The organism is Corynebacterium sp. HMSC062A03 (assembly GCF_001811145.1).
Taxonomy (GTDB): Bacteria; Actinomycetota; Actinomycetes; order Mycobacteriales; family Mycobacteriaceae; genus Corynebacterium; species Corynebacterium aurimucosum.
The window spans coordinates 67,486-85,241 of record NZ_KV803701.1 but is presented as its reverse complement, the minus strand read 5'-3'; the positions used below and the strand labels follow the sequence as shown (position 1 = coordinate 85,241).

Sequence of the window (17,756 nt, the reverse complement as noted above, 5' to 3'; positions counted from 1 at the left end):
ACTGGCCCGTACCTCAACCTACGCGACCGAAAGGTGAATCGATGTCGGCATACGAGTCCAAGGCGTGGCTCCAGTACTACCCGGAGTGGACCCCGCACAGCTTGGAGTACGGGGACACCACGCTTCTCGACGTTTACGACAACAACCTCGCGCTCCACCCCGACAAGCCGGCAACCTACTTCTTCGGCCGCACGCAGACCTATGCCGAGTTGGACAAGCAGGTTCGCCGCGCAGCCGCCGGCCTTCGCGCCTTCGGCGTGCGCCCGGGAGACCGCGTTGCCATCGTCGCCCCCAACTGCCCGCAGTTCATCTCCGCCTTTTGGGCCGTACTCAAGCTGGGCGCCATCGCGGTGCTACACAACCCGCTTTACACCGCCCACGAGCTGGAGGGCCTGTTTAAGAACCACGGCGCACGCATCGCCATTGCATGGGATAAGACGGCCTCCACGTTGGAGAAGCTGCGTCCGACGACCTCCCTGGAGACCGTCGTCTCCATCAACATGATCAACGCGATGCCGACTCCGCAGCGCCTAGCCCTGCGCCTGCCTATTCCGCCGCTGAAGTCCAAGCGCGATCAGCTCACCGCCCCGGCTCCGAATACGGTGCCGTGGGAATCCCTCGTGGGCAACGCGATCGGCGGCGATGGTTCCGATGTCATCACCCCGGAGGAAGTCACCAAGGACACCACCGCGCTGATCCTCTACACCTCCGGCACCACTGGTAGCCCCAAGGGTGCGGAGCTGACCCACGGCAACCTCTTCTCCAATATCTTGATGGGCAAGCACTGGGTACCGGGCCTGGGCGATTCCCCTGAGCGCATGCTCGCCGCCCTCCCCTTCTTCCATGCCTATGGCCTGACCATGAACGCCACCTTGGCGCCGCTCATCGCCAGCGAGCTGGTGCTGCTTCCGAGCCCGCAGATGCCGCTCATCATGGATCTCATGAAGAAGCACACCCCAACCTGGGTGCCGGGTGTGCCGACCTTGTACGAGCGCATTGTGGCGAAGGCGGAAGAAAACGACGTCTCCCTCGATGGCGTGCGCGCGGCCTTCTCCGGTGCCTCGACCCTGCCGGTCAATACCGTGGAGAAGTGGGAAAAGTACACCGGTGGCCTGCTCGTGGAGGGCTATGGCCTGACGGAGTGTTCGCCTATCATCGTGGGCAACCCCATGAGCAACGACCGCCGCCCCGGCTACGTGGGCATCCCCTTCCCGGATACCGAAATTCGCATCGCCAACCCGGAGAACCTGGATGAGACCATGCCGGACGGCCAAGAAGGTGAGGTCCTGGCCCGCGGCCCGCAGATTTTCAAGGGCTACTTCGGCGATGAGGAAGCCACCGAGAAGGCCTTCCACAATGGCTGGTTCCGCACCGGTGATATGGGCGTGATGGAGGAAGATGGCTTCATCCGCTTGGTCAGCCGCATTAAGGAAATCATCATCACCGGCGGCTTCAACGTCTACCCCGGCGAGGTTGAGGAAACGCTGCTGGACCACCCAGATGTGGCGGAGGCCGCCGTGGTGGGCCGCCCGCGTTCGGACGGCTCGGAGGACGTCGTGGCCTGCATCGTGCTGAACGACGGCGCCGCGCTCGACCCCGAAGGCCTCAAGGACTACTGCCGCGAGCGCCTGACTCGCTACAAGGTACCGCGCACCTTCTACCACTTTGAGAAGCTGGCCACGGACCAGCTGGGCAAGATTCGCCGCCGCGAGGTTCAGGCGGATCTACTCGAGCGCCTCAAGGCGGAGAAGTAGCACTCCATAGCCCCGGAGCGATCCCTGCGTGATAGACGCATATCACCGGGGTTATAGTATTTTCACTCCTCGAAGCAACTTTGCTAAGTTTTGCGAGACTTCTGTCACAGATTGGTTATACTGTTCCAAACATAACAAGTTTGACCACCTAAGGAGTTCGCGAACATGACCGAATCCCCTGCCCAGGCCTCCTCCGCCTTTGAGACGAAAGCCTGGCTCCAGTATTACCCTGAGTGGACTAAGCCCAATCTGGATTACGGTACCGAAACGCTCTTGGACTCCTACCGAGAAACCGTGGAGGAATTCGGCGAAAGGCCCGCCACGTGGTTCTTTGGTCACCAGATGACCTACCGCGAACTCGACACCCACGTGCGCGCCGCCGCAGCGGGCCTCAAGGCCTTCGGCATTCGCCCCGGCGACCGCGTCGCCGTGGCACTCCCCAACTGCCCCCAGCACGTGGCGGTCTTCTACGCCATCTTGAAGCTCGGGGCGACCGTCGTGGAGCACAACCCACTCTACACCGCGGCTGAGCTCGAGCCCCTCTTCCAGGACCACGCCGCCCGCGTGGCCGTGGTCTGGGATAAGGCGAGCCCGGTCTTTGAGGAGCTGCGTGATTCCACGCCGCTGGAAACGATCGTTACGGTCAACATGATTGAGGCCATGCCGCGCCCCAAGCAGCTGCTCCTGCGCTTGCCCCTTCCTTTCATTAAGGACAAGCGGGCCGAGCTTTCAGTTCCCGCCCCCAACACCGTTCCGTGGAGCACGCTCACAGGCCGCGCCATCGGCGGGCAGGGCCAGAAGCTCGAAGACGCCAAGGTCAACCGCGACGATACCGCACTAATCCTTTACACCTCCGGAACCACCGGCAGACCCAAGGGAGCGGAGCTGACCCACTCCAACCTGTACTGCAACATGAAGATGGCGGAAGCGTGGGTCCCTGAATTGGGCAAGAAGCCCGAGCGCATGCTCGCCGCCCTCCCCCTCTTCCATGTCTATGGACTCACCCTCATCGCCGCCCTCGGCGTGCACATTGGTGGCGAGCTCGTCCTCACCCCCGCACCGAAGGTTCCGCTGCTCCTTGACATCATGAAGAAGCGCCTCCCCACCTGGATGCCGGGCGTGCCCACGATCTACTCCAAGGTTATGGAGGCAGCCAAGGAACAGAACATCGATCTCCACGGCATCGGGAACAGCCTCTCGGGTGCAGCAGCGCTACCAGCGGAGATCGTTGAGGAATGGGAGGTGCTGACCGGCGGCCTGCTCGTGGAGGGCTATGGGCTCACGGAAACCTCTCCGATCGTGGCCGCGAACCCGCTCAACAAGAACCGCCGTCCCGGTTATATCGGCATCCCCTTCCCGGATACCGCGGTGCGCATCGGCAACCCAGACAACCTCGATGAAACTCAGCCGGACGGCACCGCGGGCGAGCTCCTCGTGCGCGGACCGCAGGTATTCAAGGGCTATTTCAACATGCCAGAAGCCACGGAGAACGCCTTCCATAATGGCTGGTACCGCACGGGCGACATGGCACTCATGGAGTCCGATGGCTTCATCAAGATCGTCTCCCGTATCAAGGAGATGATCATTACCGGCGGCTTCAATGTGTACCCGGCCGAAGTGGAAGACGTTATCCGCCAGCACCCGGACGTTACCAACGTGGCCATCGTCGGCCGCCCGCGCGCAGATGGTTCCGAAGACGTCGTGGCCTGCATCGTGCTGGAGGATGGCGCGGTGCTCGATCCGGAGGGCCTCAAGGACTACTGCCGCGAGCGCCTGACCCGCTACAAGGTGCCGCGCACCTTCTACCACTTCGAGCACCTGGCCTCCGACCAGCTGGGCAAGGTCCGCCGCCGCGAAGTGCAGCAGGACCTCCTGAAACTGCTCGGCAAAGAAGCTTCCGCCTAAGCCGCGCGGTCGATATAGCGCATCACGCGCGTGGGGTTGAAGGTTCGGTAGAACGCTTCACCCGCACCGACAAGCTGGCTCACTAACGTGCTGAGCTGCCAATCCAGCTGCTCATCGGTGTAGCCCCACTTCGTGGGAATGCGGGCCGTGGTCACTAACACCAGGTCCTGTTCTTCGGCACCGTCGAGGTTCACCGCCTCGATGCGCGCGGAGTAGACGTACTGATCATCGTTCATAAACTCAGCCCAGCGCACGAGCGCATCAAGGTCGCACGCACAGCGGCCGGAGGGCGTTACGAGGCTGAGTTCAATATCCCCGGAGCCATCACGAGCGGATTCAATAGTGATCGCGTGTTCATTGATGAGGATGCTCACGGCCCTATTCCGGTGGTCCACCACGTGAACGGGCGTGCCGATCATTGCCAGGCGCGTGGCGCGCTCGTACACTCGCCACATCCCTACCGCTGAAACCCCATAGGCCTCGCTGAAATAGTGGGGCGATACCGGCTTAAGCCCAGACCCCTTCCGTGGCTTGGAGGGCTCTTCCGGAAACTGCTCATCCAGGCGCGCGAAGACCGCCGACATTTCGGCCGCATAGCCCGCGATAATGCTCTTGAGCTGGGCATTCGTGGCCGTCGACGGCAGATAAGGCGGCGCGAGGACCAGCAGGTGGGTATGCATAGTGGAGCTTCCGCAGGGCTCGGCAACGAGGTTGCCAGAGATTCCACCGCCGTTGAGATCATTGACCTCCATGCGCAAAGGCTGCCGGTCCGGGTTGAAGCGCACTGCACCGCCCCAATACCCGAAGACACAGAGGCCGCCCTTGTCCTCGTTGACGTCGATGCTTAAGAGCCCGCCGGCAATTCTGATGGTGGGCAAGCCGGTGGAGGAATCTTCCTCCAGCTTTCCGGCCAGCTTGGTCATAGTTTTGATTACTCGGCTTTTGCTGAGCCGAGCTGGTGTCTTGTTTGTTTTCTCGGTTGCTGATTGAGACATAGTCCCCCCTTGTTTTTCTTTTCTTTCATGCTGCGCGAACCGATGCTGAGCCACCCCTGCTCCTCCCCGAGCCGCTGCAGTGAGGCCAAGAATACAAAAGGTTGCGCAACTTCGCGCGGCGGAGACGCGGCGAGTACCCCCACAACCCAAACGTGAGAAAAACCTCACATTTTCCGCGCGGGAGACAGCTTTGCGTGAAAGCTTCGACTACGGTGGCACATCATGATTGTTCTGTAGGGCTAACTAATCTTGCCCACAGCTCTTCATAAAACCGTTCCCCATCAGCTCAAAAGAGGAAAGATGCCTGTTACTATGCTGCATTCCATGCCCCGCCCGGCCGTGCTTTTCGCCGGACAAGGCTCCGATTGGCAGGGTTTCATCACCACCGCCGCGCAGTCTGCCGCCACTGCTGACACCCTGCGCGAGACCCTCGCCCAGGCACGCAGCCTCACCGGCCCCGCCGCACGCACCATCGCCTCCACGTGCCCCGGCGCGCTCGAGCGCCTCGAGCAGCTCATTGCGGGTTCCACCGAGTCCACGTCCCTCGATGCCCTGCCGGCGGTCTCCATCCCCGGCATCGTCCTCGGCCAGATTGCCGCTATCGAGCAGCTGCGTGACCTGGGCGTCGACATCGACGAGCGCGCTGGGCATTCGCAGGGCAGCTTGGGCGCGTTGGCCGTCGACAAGCCAGCGCAAGCCCTGGCCCTGGCCATCCTGATGGGCACCGCCGCCAGCGCGGTCAACGGCTCCGATCCGCGCTCCCAGATGCTGTCCATTCGCGGCCTGGAGCGCAGCTTCATCACCGAGTACCTGCACGGCACCGCCGCCATCGCCGTGGTCAACGGCCGCCGCCACTTTGCGCTGTCCGGCAGCCCGGAGGACCTGGCTGCCACCCGCACCGCCATCGACGAGGCCGTGAAGAGCTTCAACGCCGAGCTGGAGAAGCGTACCGTCGGCGGCGATGAGCTCAGCCCCCGCTTTGATGAGCTGCCCGTGGCCCTTCCTTTCCACAACCCGGTGCTCGCCCCAGCGGCCGAGCGCACCGTGACGCTGGCTAAGCAGTGCGGCCTCGACGCGGATGAGGCCCGCGCGCAGGCCGAAGCCATCCTGGTCACCGAACACGACTGGCCGGCCACGCTCGCCGCGCTCGACTCCGAGCACCTCATTGTTCTCGACCGCGCCTTGGCGAACATCACCCGCCGCGTGGTGGAAGGCACGGGAGTCACGGTGGTCTCGGCCGCCACCCCGCAGGAGCTTGATGCGCTGGCGACGCCGGGCGCTGAACTGCCCAAGGCCCTGAACTACGCTGACTTCGCCCCGCGCACCATCGAGCTTCCCAACGGTCGCACCTATACCCAGACCCGCTTCTCCGATCTCACGGGCCTGTCCCCGATCATGCTGGGCGGCATGACGCCGACCTCCGCTGATGGTGAGATCGTGGCCGCGGCAGCCAACGCTGGCCACTGGACGGAGATGGCCGGCGGCGGCATGTACTCCGATGAGGTCTTCCGCGCCCACCTGGCCACAATGGAGCAGCACCTGCGCCCTGGCCGCACGGCGCAGTTCAACACCATGTTCTTTGACCGCTTCCTGTGGAACCTGCACTTCGGCCAGGCGCGCATCGTGCCCAAGGCACGCGCGGCCGGTGCGGCTTTCAACGGCGTGTGCATCTCCGCCGGTATCCCGGAAGTAGAGGAAGCTGGCGAGCTGCTGGACCGCCTTCACGCCGATGGTTTCCCCTTCATCTCCTTCAAGCCCGGCACCGCGAAGCAGATCCGGGATGTGCTGGCCATCGCCACGGCCTACCCGGAGGACCGCATCATCATGCAGGTCGAGGACGGCCACGCCGGCGGCCACCACTCCTGGGTCAACCTGGATGACATGCTGCTGGATACCTACGCCGAAATCCGCCAGCACCCCAACGTCTACCTGGCGGTCGGCGGCGGCATCGCCTCCCCGGATCGCGCCACCTCCTACCTCACCGGTGAGTGGGCGAAGAAGCACGCTATGCCGGCCATGCCTGTCGACGCCGTCTTCCTCGGCACCGTCGCCATGGCCACCAAGGAAGCCAAGGCCACCGATTCGGTGAAGGACCTGCTGGTCAACACGGAAGGCATTTCGCCTTCCAAGAACGGCGGATGGGTCGGCCGCGGCACCGGCGCGCACGGCGTTGCATCCTCGCAGTCGCACCTTTTGGCGGACATCCACGACCTGGATAATTCCTTCGCCGCGGCCTCGCGCCTGATTACTTCCCTGAGCATCGAGGAATACCCGGCCCACCGCCAGGAGATCATCGACGCCCTGGCCAAGACCTGCAAGCCTTACTTCGGCGATGTGGAGTCCATGACCTACGCGGAGTGGCTCGAGCGCTTCGTGGAGCTGGCCCACCCGTTCGTGGATCCCAGCTGGGATGATCGCTTCTTCGATCTCCTGCACCGCGTTGAGGCCCGCCTGAACCCGGCCGACCACGGCCAGATTGAAACCCTCTTCCCCGCTGTGGAAGCTGTCCACGATGCCCCGCAGGCCGTGGCCAAGCTGCTGGATGCTTACCCTGCCGCACGCAGCACCGAGGTCTCTGCGCGCGATGCCGCCTGGTGGATTTCCCTGCACTACAAGCACGTCAAGCCCATGCCGTGGGTACCGGCCCTGGACGGTGACCTGAAGTCCTGGTTTGGCAAGGACACCCTCTGGCAGGCACAGGATGAGCGCTACACCGCTGACCAGGTGCGCATCATCCCCGGCCCCGTGGCCGTGGCCGGCATTACCAAGAAGAACGAGCCCGTGGCGGACCTGCTTGCCCGCTTCGAGCAGGCCACCACGGATGCGCTGCTGGAGCAAGGAGTCAAGCCGCAGAAGGCTTTCTCCCGCCTGAACTCCGCCGCCGATGAGGCCGCATTCCTGCGCACTTCTCCTACCCTTCTGTGGCACGGCCACCTCATGGCCAACCCGGCTTATGAGATGGATGAGAACGCCTTCGACCTGCGCCAGGATGCTGAAGGCAACTGGGAGATTGTTATCACGGCGGACTCCTATTGGGATGACCTGCCGGAGGAGCAGCGCCCCTTCTACGTTCGCGAGGTCACCGTCCCTGTGGACCTGCCGGAGGATGTAGCCACAGGTGGCTCCCCGGTGGTCTCCGAGGAGCGCCTGCCTAACTCCGTCTTCACCCTCCTGGAGGGCTTGGCTGGTGTCGGCTCCACGGCGGAGCAGGGCGATGAGATCACTAAGATGCCCACCGTCGAGTCCGGCTACTCCTTCCACTTCCCTGCTTCGCTGCTCTCCGCACACAGCGCGGTGACCTGCGGTGAGTCCTCCACAGAGAAAGCCGGCACCCCGGATGTTCTGGTCGGCCCGTGCTGGCCGGCCATCTATGCCGCGCTCGGCTCCGGCCGCCTAGAGGATGGCTACCCGGTCATCGAAGGCCTGCTTAACGCGGTGCACTTGGACCACGTCATCGACCTGCGCGTGCCGCTGGAGCAGCTTGCCGACGGCCGCCAGATCGACGTCACCTCCTCCTGCACCGCCATCGAGGAATCCGTCTCCGGACGCATCGTCACGGTGGAGCTCGAGCTCAAGGATCACGCTTCCGGTGACATCGTAGCCACGCAGATGCACCGCTTTGCCATCCGCGGCCGCGCCACCGGCACCGCCGCACCGAGCCAAGCACCGGAGTGGGGAGGCGGCAAGTCCGCCACCAAGGTGGTGCCGACACCGCGCTCCTTTATCGACCGCGCCACCGTCACCGCCCCGCAGGACATGACGCCCTTTGCGCTGGTCTCCGGCGACTATAACCCGATTCACACCTCCTATAACGCGGCCCAGCTGGTTAACCTGCAGGCACCGCTGGTGCACGGTATGTGGCTCTCGGCCGCGGCACAGCAGGTGGCCGGACGCCACGGCCGCGTGGTGGGCTGGACCTACTCCATGTACGGCATGGTGCAGCTGGGCGATGACATCGAGGTCACCGTCGAGCGCGTCGGCCGCAAGGGCATCCACCAGGCCCTCGAAGTCACCTGCCGCATCGAGGGCGAAGTCGTCTCCCGCGGCCAGGCCCTGCTTGCCGCGCCGACCACGGCGTACGTCTACCCCGGCCAGGGCATCCAGGCCGAAGGCATGGGCAAGGGCGACCGTCAGGCCTCCCCGGCAGCGCGCGAAGCCTGGCGCCGCGCCGATGTGCATACCCGCGAGAACCTCGGCTTTAGCATCCAGAAAGTCATCGATGAGAACCCGACGGAGCTGACCGTTCGCGGCACCACCTTCCGCCACCCGCAGGGCGTGCTGCACCTGACCCAGTTCACGCAGGTGGCCCTGGCTGTGGTGGCCTATGCCCAGACCGAGCGCCTGCGCGCCGAGGACGCCCTGGCCCCGACCTCCTACTTCGCCGGTCACTCCCTGGGCGAGTACACCGCGCTGGCTTCGCTGGCGAATATCTTTGACCTTGAGGGGGTCATCGACATCGTCTACTCCCGCGGCTCCGCCATGGGCAGCCTCGTCCCGCGCGATGCGGAGGGCAACTCCGAGTACGCCATGGCGGCTCTGCGCCCGAACATGGCCGGCATTGATGCAGACAGCGTCGACGCCTGGGTGGCTGAGGTCTCCGAGGCCACCGGTGAGTTCCTGGAGATTGTTAACTACAACATCCGCGGCCAGCAGTACTCCGTCGCCGGCACCAAGAAAGGACTCAAAGCTCTGGTGGATAAGGCCAATGCCATCGCCCCGCGCGCGGCGGTCATGGTCCCGGGTATCGATGTTCCTTTCCACTCCCGCGTACTGCGCGAGGGCGTTCCGGCCTTCGCGGAGAAGCTCGATGAGCTGCTGCCGCAGGAGCTGGACCTGGATGCCCTGGTAGGCCGCTACATCCCGAACCTGGTGGCCCGCCCCTTCGAACTCACCCAGGACTTCGTCGACGCCGTGGCACCGCTGGCTCCCTCCGGCAAGCTGGACGGGCTGAAGGCGGAGGACCTGAACGAGCACGAGCTCGCCCGCCTGCTGCTCATCGAGCTGCTGTCCTGGCAGTTCGCTTCGCCGGTGCGCTGGATTGAGACCCAGGAGCTCCTCTTCGGCAAGGTCGAGCAGATCATCGAGGTCGGCTTGGCTTCTTCCCCGACGCTGACCAACCTGGCTACCCGCTCGCTGGCCGTCGCCGGCATCCCGGAGGGCACCATCCGCGTGCTCAATGTGGAGCGCGACCAGGAGCAGGTCATGCTTGCCGACGTCTCCGAAGCCCCCACCGCCGAACCGGCACCGGAATCCGCTGCGGAGGAAGCTCCGCAAGCCAGCGAAGCACCAGTCGAGGCTGCCGAGGCTCCGGCTGCGGCCGAGCCAGCTACACCGGCTCCTGCACCTACCGCGTCAGCTGCCTCCGGCGACGCCCCCGAGCTGCGCTTTGGTGCGGCGGAGGCCATCATGGTGCTCTTCGCCTTCCAGAACAAGATCCGCGTGGACCAGATCACGGACTCCGACACCGTGGAAGAGCTGACCAACGGCGTGTCTTCGCGCCGTAATCAGCTGCTCATGGACATGTCCGCGGAAATCGGCGTGCCGGCCATCGATGGCGCCGCCGATGCCGACGTGGCCACGCTGCGCGAGAAGGTCGCCACCGCCGCCCCGGGCTACTCCGCTTTCGGCCCGGTTCTGGGTGAGGCCGTCGGCGCGCGCCTGCGCCAGCTCTTCGGCGCTGCGGGTCTCAAGCCCACCGCCGTGGCGGACTACGTCACCGGAACCTGGGGCCTGCCCGAATCCTGGGTTGCCCACGTCGAGGCGGAGATCCTGCTCGGCTCCCGTGAAGAGGACTCCGTGCGCGGCGGCTCGCTGAGCACCGTGCCGGCGAGCACTACCTCGAAGTCCGCAGCACACGAGCTGATCGACGCCGCCGTCCAAGCCGTCGCCGCTACCCACGGTGCCTCCGTGTCCAAGGGCGCGGCCGCCGGTGGTGCCGGTGGCGGTGCCGTGGTTGACTCTGCTGCTTTGGATGCCTTCGCCGAGACCGTCACCGGTGAGAGCGGTGTGCTGGCTACTGTTGCCCGCCAGGTTCTTTCCCAGCTGGGCTTGGACTCCGAACCGGAGCTCATCGAGGCACCGGATACCACCGTCATCGATGCCGTCGAGGCAGAGCTCGGCTCCGGCTGGCTCAAGTCCGTCACGCCCTCCTTCGATGCGAACAAGGCCGTGCTTTTCGACGACTCCTGGGCCATCGCCCGCGAGCGCCTCGCCCGCCTGGCACTGGGCCAGGCCGAGTACCCGGTGAACAGCTTCCGCGGTGCCGGCGAGGATCTGGCGCGTCAGGCGCGCTGGTGGAAGCGCGAGGATATCGCCAAGGCCGCAATGGACACCACCCCCGGCGCGTTTGCCGGTGAGGTTGCCCTGGTCACGGGTGCTGCCCCTGGTTCCATCGCCACCGCGCTGGTGGAGCGTCTGCTGGAGGGCGGCGCAACCGTCATCATGACTGCCTCTCGTGTCAGCCAGGCCCGCAAGGAATTCGCGCGCACGCTCTACGCCGAGCACGGGGCTGCTGGTTCCGCCTTGTGGCTGGTCCCGGCAAACCTGTCGAGCTTCCGCGATATCGATGCGCTCATCGACTGGATCGGCTCCGAGCAACGCGAGTCCGTGGGCAACGAGGTCAAGATCCTCAAACCGGCCCTCACTCCGACGCTGGCCTTCCCCTTCGCCGCGCCGAGCGTATCCGGCTCGCTGGCGGATGCCTCCGGCACCACCGAGGCGCAGGCCCGCTTGCTGCTGTGGTCCGTCGAGCGCACCATCGCGGGGCTGGCAAGGCTGAGCCAGGAGGATGTGGACAAGCGCTGCCACGTTGTCCTGCCGGGCTCGCCCAACCGCGGCACCTTCGGTGGCGACGGCGCCTACGGCGAGGTCAAGGCAGCACTCGATGCCATCCTCAACAAGTGGAAAGTCGAAGCCGGCTGGCCGCAGGGTGTCACGCTGGCGCAGGCCAAGATCGGCTGGGTCGCCGGCACGCACCTCATGGGCGGCAACGATGGGCTGGTGCCCGCCGCCGAGAAGGCCGGCATCAAGGTGTGGAGCCCGGAGGAGATTTCCGCCGAGCTCATGGACCTGGCCAGCGCCGATTCGCGCGAGCAGGCAGCTCACGCCCCGCTGGAGAAGGACCTCACCGGCGGCTTGGAGGGCTTCTCCCTCAAGGAGCTCGCCGCAGATGTGGAGCCGGCAGGAACCACTGGCGCAGCTGCACATGAGGAAAAGGACGCCCCCGCCACCATCACCGCACTGCCCAACCAGGTACAAGCAGTACAGCCTGGCCTGGAGGAAGAAGTTGGCCAAGTCACCACGGACCTGGAGGACATGGTGGTCATCGCCGGTATCGGCGAGGTCTCCTCGTGGGGCTCCGGCCGCACGCGCTTCGAGGCCGAGTATGGCCTGCAGCGCGATGGTTCCGCGGAACTGACCGCAGCCGGTGTGCTGGAGCTGGCTTGGATGACCGGGCTGGTGGAATGGCGCGAGGACCCACACCCGGGCTGGTTCGTCGTGGAGAGCGATGAGGAGATCGCCGAGGAGGACATCTTCGAGCGCTTCCGCGATGAGGTCGTCGCACGCTCCGGCGTGCGCACCCTGACGGATAAGTACCACCTCACCGACCGCGGCTCCATCGACCTGACCACCGTCTTCCTCGACCGCGACGTCACCTTCACCGTGGATTCGGAGGCCACCGCCCGCGATATCCAGGACGCGGACCCGGAGTTCGTCAGCATCGTCGAGGTGGACGGCGAATGGCAGGTCACCCGCCGCCAGGGTGCCACCGTCAAGGTCCCGCGCAAGGCCACGCTGACCCGCACCGTCGCCGCCCAGATGCCGGATGACTTCGACGCTGCCAAGTGGGGCATCCCAGAGCACATGCTCGACTCCCTGGACCGCATGGCGGTGTGGAACCTGGTCAGCGCGGTGGATGCCTTCACCCAGGCCGGCTTCTCCCCGGCGGAGCTGCTGCGCTCCATCCACCCGGGTCAGGTGGCCACCACGCAGGGCACCGGTATCGGCGGCATGGAATCCCTGCACAAGGTCTTCGTCACCCGCTTCCTCGGTGAGGAGCGCCCGTCCGACATCCTGCAGGAGGCCCTGCCGAACGTCATCGCGGCGCACACCATGCAGTCCCTGGTGGGCGGCTACGGTTCCATGATTCACCCCATCGGCGCCTGCGCTACCGCAGCGGTGTCGATTGAGGAAGCTGTGGACAAGATTGCCTTGGGCAAGGCCGATGTGGTCGTGGCCGGCGGTATCGACGATGTCCAGGTGGAGTCCCTCCAGGGCTTCGGCGATATGAACGCCACCGCGGAGACCGCCAAGATGACCGCCAAGGGAATCGATGATCGCTTCATCTCCCGCGCCAACGACCGCCGCCGCGGCGGCTTCCTCGAAGGCGAGGGCGGCGGCACGGTCCTGCTCGTTCGTGCCTCATTAGCAGCCGACTTAGGACTGCCGGTACTCGCGGTGGTCGCGCACGCAGCCTCCTACGGCGATGGCGCCCACACCTCCATCCCGGCCCCTGGCCTGGGTGCGCTGGGCGCTGGCCGCGGCCGGGAGAACTCCCGCCTGGCACGTTCGCTGCGCGGACTGGGCCTCACCCCCAACGACGTCAGCGTCCTGTCCAAGCACGACACTTCCACCAACGCCAACGATCCCAACGAGTCCGAGCTGCACTCCCTGCTGTGGCCAGCGATTGGCCGCGATGAGGATCAGCCGATGTTCGTCATCTCCCAGAAGACACTCACCGGCCACTCCAAAGCGGGTGCCGCGCTCTTCCAGACTGGCGGCATCATCGATGTCTTCCGCACGCACCGCATCCCGGCGAACGTGTCCCTGGACTGCGTCGACCCGCTCATCGCCCCGAAGGCGCCGAACCTGGTGTGGCTGCGCTCCCCGCTGGACCTCGCAGCGGCGGGCCACAGCGTGAAGGCCGCCGCACTGACCTCGCTTGGCTTCGGCCACGTCAGCGCGCTCATCGTTTACGCCCACCCCGGCGTGTTTGAGCAGGCTGTGTCCCAGCAGCGTGGGGTGGATGCCGCTTCCCAATGGCGTGAGCGCGCCGAGCAGCGCCTGCGTACTGGCCGCGCCCACTTTGAGGCCGGCATGTTGGGCCGCGCCCCGCTCTTCGAGGTCATCGAAGGCCGCCGCCTCCCGGCACGCGACGCCAAGGTGATGATTGACGGCTACGGCCTCGTAGACGCCGACAAGGCCGCGGAAATCTCCATGCTCCTCGACGCCGATGCGCGCCTGGGCACAAACGGGGAGTTCCCGAGTGCGTAGCCTCTAGCAATCAGGGCCAGTTCGTACTTGAACTGGCCCTTTACTTTTGCCCAAGCATCGTTTCGCTTTATGTCGCGACGATGTTTGCTCACCGACTCTTTTCAATCAGGAGAAGCCAATTCTCCTTGAAGCTGCGCATCTTCGAGGCCTTCGACATGCCTCTCAAACGGAGCAAATATTGCGCTTAGAATCCGCCGTCTAACTTGATAGCTTCCTTCAGCACCGTTCTGTTTCCAATAGTCTTTAACAAAGCAGTGACTCACGATAAGAGTTATCTGGCGCATTGCGCTCGCAGCCCACCGGGATAACAGCTATCCCAGTAAACTAAGATATCGATCTACCGAGATAAGCCTTATCCCCGATGCCCCAAGCGCATGACAGGAGTCAACTGTGGCAAAGACAGTCGAATTGGAATGGATCCCTGCTGATGGCAGCGGTCTTTCTAGACGCGCCAAGCAAGGCGGGAAGTATTATGCTTTTGTTCCCGATCCCCTCGCAGACATGTCTTTGAAGCTGCCGTCCGAGCTCTCACGACGTATCGTTCGCATCGAGCGGGAGATTCACAATCTTGGGATGAGAGACAATACCCACTCCCTTGAAGGAGTTGCGCGACTCCTGCTCCGTTCTGAGGCCGTCGCTTCCTCCAGGATCGAGGGAATCGCTCCCAACTCCGACAAAGTGGCCATGGCGATCCTCGCGCGTGAATCAGATTCCGAAATTCGGGGTTTCAAAGAATCCGCAACAGCTGTCGCCCGCAATGTCGCCATCCTCGACACCATCAATACGGACTTGGCTTACAAAGACGAGCTGGTCCTGGATGACATTGTTGCAATGCAGACAGCGCTCGTTGCAGAAAAGCCTTTACAAGGAGTACGTACTACTCAAAACTGGATTGGCGGGTCTGACTATCACCCCATCGATGCGGCTTTTGTCCCCCCGCCTCCTGCACAAGTCCCAGGACTCCTCGACGATCTCATTGAATACTTCAACGGGGCAGACCACGCCGCGCTTGTTCAAGCAGCGCTCGTTCATGCGCAGTTCGAGACCATCCACCCATTCCCGGATGGGAATGGACGCGTGGGGCGAGCTATGGTTCACGCGCTTTTGCAGCGCAGAGGGCTCACCGATGCTGCAGTTCTCCCCGTCAGTATGGTTCTGGCAACGCTCGGTGACCGTTACGTCGACGGACTCACGAAATTCCGCGAGGGTGACGTGCTGGCATGGATCTCTTTCTTCGTCGAGGCAGCACAAGTCGCCACCACCAAAGCAGCTGAACTTGCGGATAGCGTCGCCGCCCTAGAAGCAGAATGGATGGACAAGGTCAATCGCCATCGCACTACGCAAGGAAGCAAGCGCGCATTGAAATCGAATTCGACGGAGTTCCAACTGCTCAAGAAGCTTCCTGCCATGCCTTTGGTCACGGTGCCCATCGTGAAGTCCGAGCTGGGGATTTCATCGACAAGCACGGCCCGAGATGCTCTCGATTCACTCACCGACGCTGGCATTCTGCGTAAGAAAGTAATCGGTGCGGGCGGGCTTCTCGGGTACTTCGCTGACGATGTTTTCATGTTAGTCGACGATGCTGAACGCCAACTCGCCTCGACGCAGTTTAATACTCGGCTTTCACCTCCGACCGGCCGAGCAGTTCCAGCCCTTCGCGATAAATAAGCAGTAATCACTAGTGGTCACGCCCTTCGTTTCCTTACACAAGGCAAAGCGTCGTGCTGGTGCGACGCTGCAGGAGGGGACATCGGAAAGCTTGAAAGGGACCGTCACTAAAAGTGACGGTCCCATCATGGCGCAGGTTAGGTGCCCTTAACGTTGAGGATCTGGCGCAGGGTGTGCTTGACCTCAACGAGCTGGGCGGCATCGGCCATCACGCGGTCGATGTCCTTGTAGGCGTCCGGAATCTCATCGACGAACTCGGCGCCGGGACGATAGACGATCCCTTCCATGCGTGCGGCAAGGTCCGCCTCGGTGAAGCGGGCCTTGGCCTGGGTGCGCGACATGACGCGACCCGCGCCGTGCGGCGCAGACTTGAGGCCCGGCGGGTAGCCCTTGCCTTCCACGACGTAGCTAGCGGTGCCCATCGAGCCGGGGATGAGGCCGCGGTCGCCTTCGTCCGCCTTGATGGCGCCCTTACGCGTGAGCCACACGTTCTTACCGTAGTGGTTCTCGCGCTGGGTGTAGTTGTGGTGGCAGTTGATGCGCTCAAGTTCAAGCGTCTCCCGATCCGCGCCAGACCAGGTGGCGACGCAGTCGAGGAAACGATCCATCATCTCATCGCGGTTGAGCAGCGCAAAGTGCTGTGCCCAGTGGAGATCCGCAATGTAGGAGTCGAACTCGGGCGTGCCCTCGACGAGGTAGGCCAGGTCCTTGTCCGCGAGCTGGATCCAGTGCTTCTTGCAGTGGCGCTGCGCGGCCTTGATGTGCTTCTGTGCAATCTTGTTACCCACGCCGCGCGAGCCAGAATGCAGGAACAGCCAGACGCGGTCTGATTCGTCGAGACACAGCTCGATGAAGTGGTTGCCGCCGCCCAAGCTGCCCAGCTGCTGACGCCAATTCTTCGAATGACTAAGGTCCACGCCGGTGTCCTGGGCCAGCTGCGCGAGCTCACGCGTGCGGGCCTCGGTGCGCGGGTCCATGATCCAGCCGTTGTAGTTTCCGGGCGAGAGCGGAATGGAGTCTTCGACTGCGGTGCGCAGGTCCTCGAGAGCGAAGTCCTGGATATCCGCGTGCGTGAGGTGGGTCCGCACGGCGATCATGCCGCAGCCGATGTCCACGCCGACGGCCGCCGGGATGACGGCACGCAGCGTGCCGAAGACGGTGCCGACCGAGGAGCCCTTGCCAAAGTGGGCATCAGGCATGAGCGCCACGTGTGGGTGGACGAAGGGCAGGTCAGCGACGAGTTGTGCCTGCGCCACCGTCTTGTCTTCAACAATGGAGGCGAAGTTGTGCAGGCGCATAAGAGAGCCTTTCTCTGCGTTTGCGTAACGCAGTTCGTGAGAAAGGGCCTGCTTGGGCGGCTGACTTGTAAGCTGTGCGCGCGGGTCGCGCGGCTGGCACCAACGTCCGGGATAAGCAGGGCCGCTTTCCCGGGGAATGGTCAAGTCAGCCTGTTAGAAGAGTTGCTTAAAGAGGCGTCCTAGCGGCTGATTGTTATAGGTCATCATCGCGGTTCGCCTCCTTTTTGCTTTCTTGTTCTTCTTTCGGGCTGTTAGTGCTGCGTGTGAGCCTACACGATGTACGCGATTTCTGCATGCGATTGATGATGCAAGGAAATTCACCCAGCCACGAAAACTTGACACCGTCCATTCAGCCGCATTCAGTGCCTGCTCATTTGTTCGTCCGTCTGGCGGGGTGTCGTGCGCCGTGATAAGCTTTGTTCAATCATTCAGCCCGCCTCGACCTAGTCGAGAGTGGGCTGGATCTTTATCTGGGTTATACAGCAAGATTGCGCTGGGCAAGGCCGACGTCGTCGTCGCCGGCGGCATCGACGACGTTCAAGTCGAGTCGCTGCAAGGCTTTGGCGACATGAACGCCACCGCAGAGACTGCAGCGATGGCTGCGAAGGGCATCGACGAGCGCTTCATCTCCCGCGCCAACGACCGCCGCCGCGGCGGCTTCCTCGAAGGCGAGGGCGGCGGCACCGTCCTGCTTGTGCGAGGTAGTCCCGCGCAAGAGCTGGGCCTTCCGGTGCTCGCCGTGGTCGCCCACGCCGCTTCCTACGGCGACGGCGCCCACACCTCCATCCCGGCGAACGTGTCCCTGGATTGCGTCGACCCGCTCATCGCACCGAAGGCGCCGAACCTGGTGTGGCTGCGCTCCC

6 protein-coding genes and 1 pseudogene are annotated in these 17,756 nt (G+C 63.9%); 5 read left to right on the top strand and 2 right to left on the bottom strand.

Going from position 1 to position 17,756, the window contains the following annotated elements:
* Positions 1-41: 41 nt before the first annotated feature.
* Both HMPREF2781_RS10150 and HMPREF2781_RS10145 read left to right on the top strand, forming a co-directional pair.
* Positions 42-1,754: a long-chain-fatty-acid--CoA ligase gene (locus HMPREF2781_RS10150; protein ID WP_070443956.1), complete on the top strand. Its 1,713-nt coding sequence runs from the start codon at positions 42-44 to the stop codon at positions 1,752-1,754.
* A 165-nt stretch (positions 1,755-1,919) separates the two neighbouring features.
* Complete coding sequence (locus tag HMPREF2781_RS10145; RefSeq protein ID WP_070645771.1) at positions 1,920-3,659, top strand: long-chain-fatty-acid--CoA ligase; 1,740 nt, start codon at positions 1,920-1,922, stop codon at positions 3,657-3,659.
* Here the strand turns inward: HMPREF2781_RS10145 and HMPREF2781_RS10140 are convergent.
* Positions 3,656-4,582, bottom strand: a complete 927-nt coding sequence (locus tag HMPREF2781_RS10140) for a hypothetical protein (protein ID WP_070645769.1) — start codon at positions 4,580-4,582, stop codon at positions 3,656-3,658. The two genes, HMPREF2781_RS10145 and HMPREF2781_RS10140, sit on opposite strands and share 4 nt — an antisense overlap.
* Before the next feature lie 372 nt (positions 4,583-4,954).
* Between HMPREF2781_RS10140 and HMPREF2781_RS10135 the strand changes: the two genes are divergently transcribed.
* Together HMPREF2781_RS10135 and HMPREF2781_RS12575 are read left to right on the top strand one after the other, a co-directional pair.
* On the top strand, positions 4,955-13,927 hold the full coding sequence (locus HMPREF2781_RS10135) for a type I polyketide synthase (RefSeq protein WP_070645767.1): 8,973 nt from the start codon (positions 4,955-4,957) through the stop codon (positions 13,925-13,927).
* Positions 13,928-14,317: 390 nt separating this feature from the next.
* The gene (locus HMPREF2781_RS12575) at positions 14,318-15,595 is read left to right on the top strand and encodes a Fic family protein (RefSeq protein ID WP_070645765.1); all 1,278 of its coding nucleotides are present in this window, start codon (positions 14,318-14,320) and stop codon (positions 15,593-15,595) included.
* A gap of 137 nt (positions 15,596-15,732) precedes the next feature.
* On the opposite strand, the gene HMPREF2781_RS10125 is transcribed toward HMPREF2781_RS12575, so the two are convergent.
* A complete protein-coding gene (locus HMPREF2781_RS10125) occupies positions 15,733-16,893 on the bottom strand; it encodes an RtcB family protein (RefSeq protein WP_070645764.1) in 1,161 nt (386 codons plus the stop codon).
* Positions 16,894-17,377: 484 nt separating this feature from the next.
* Here HMPREF2781_RS10125 and HMPREF2781_RS12440 point away from each other — a divergent pair.
* Positions 17,378-17,756, top strand: a pseudogene (locus tag HMPREF2781_RS12440) (beta-ketoacyl synthase N-terminal-like domain-containing protein); the annotation flags it as partial.

Coding starts and splice junctions, on each gene's coding strand:
- HMPREF2781_RS10150 (WP_070443956.1), top strand. CDS start 42: ATGTCGGCATACGAGTCCAAGGCGTGGCTCCAGTACTACCCGGAGTGG.
- HMPREF2781_RS10135 (WP_070645767.1), top strand. CDS start 4,955: ATGCCTGTTACTATGCTGCATTCCATGCCCCGCCCGGCCGTGCTTTTC.
- HMPREF2781_RS10125 (WP_070645764.1), bottom strand. CDS start 16,893: ATGCGCCTGCACAACTTCGCCTCCATTGTTGAAGACAAGACGGTGGCG.
- HMPREF2781_RS10140 (WP_070645769.1), bottom strand. CDS start 4,582: ATGACCAAGCTGGCCGGAAAGCTGGAGGAAGATTCCTCCACCGGCTTG.
- HMPREF2781_RS10145 (WP_070645771.1), top strand. CDS start 1,920: ATGACCGAATCCCCTGCCCAGGCCTCCTCCGCCTTTGAGACGAAAGCC.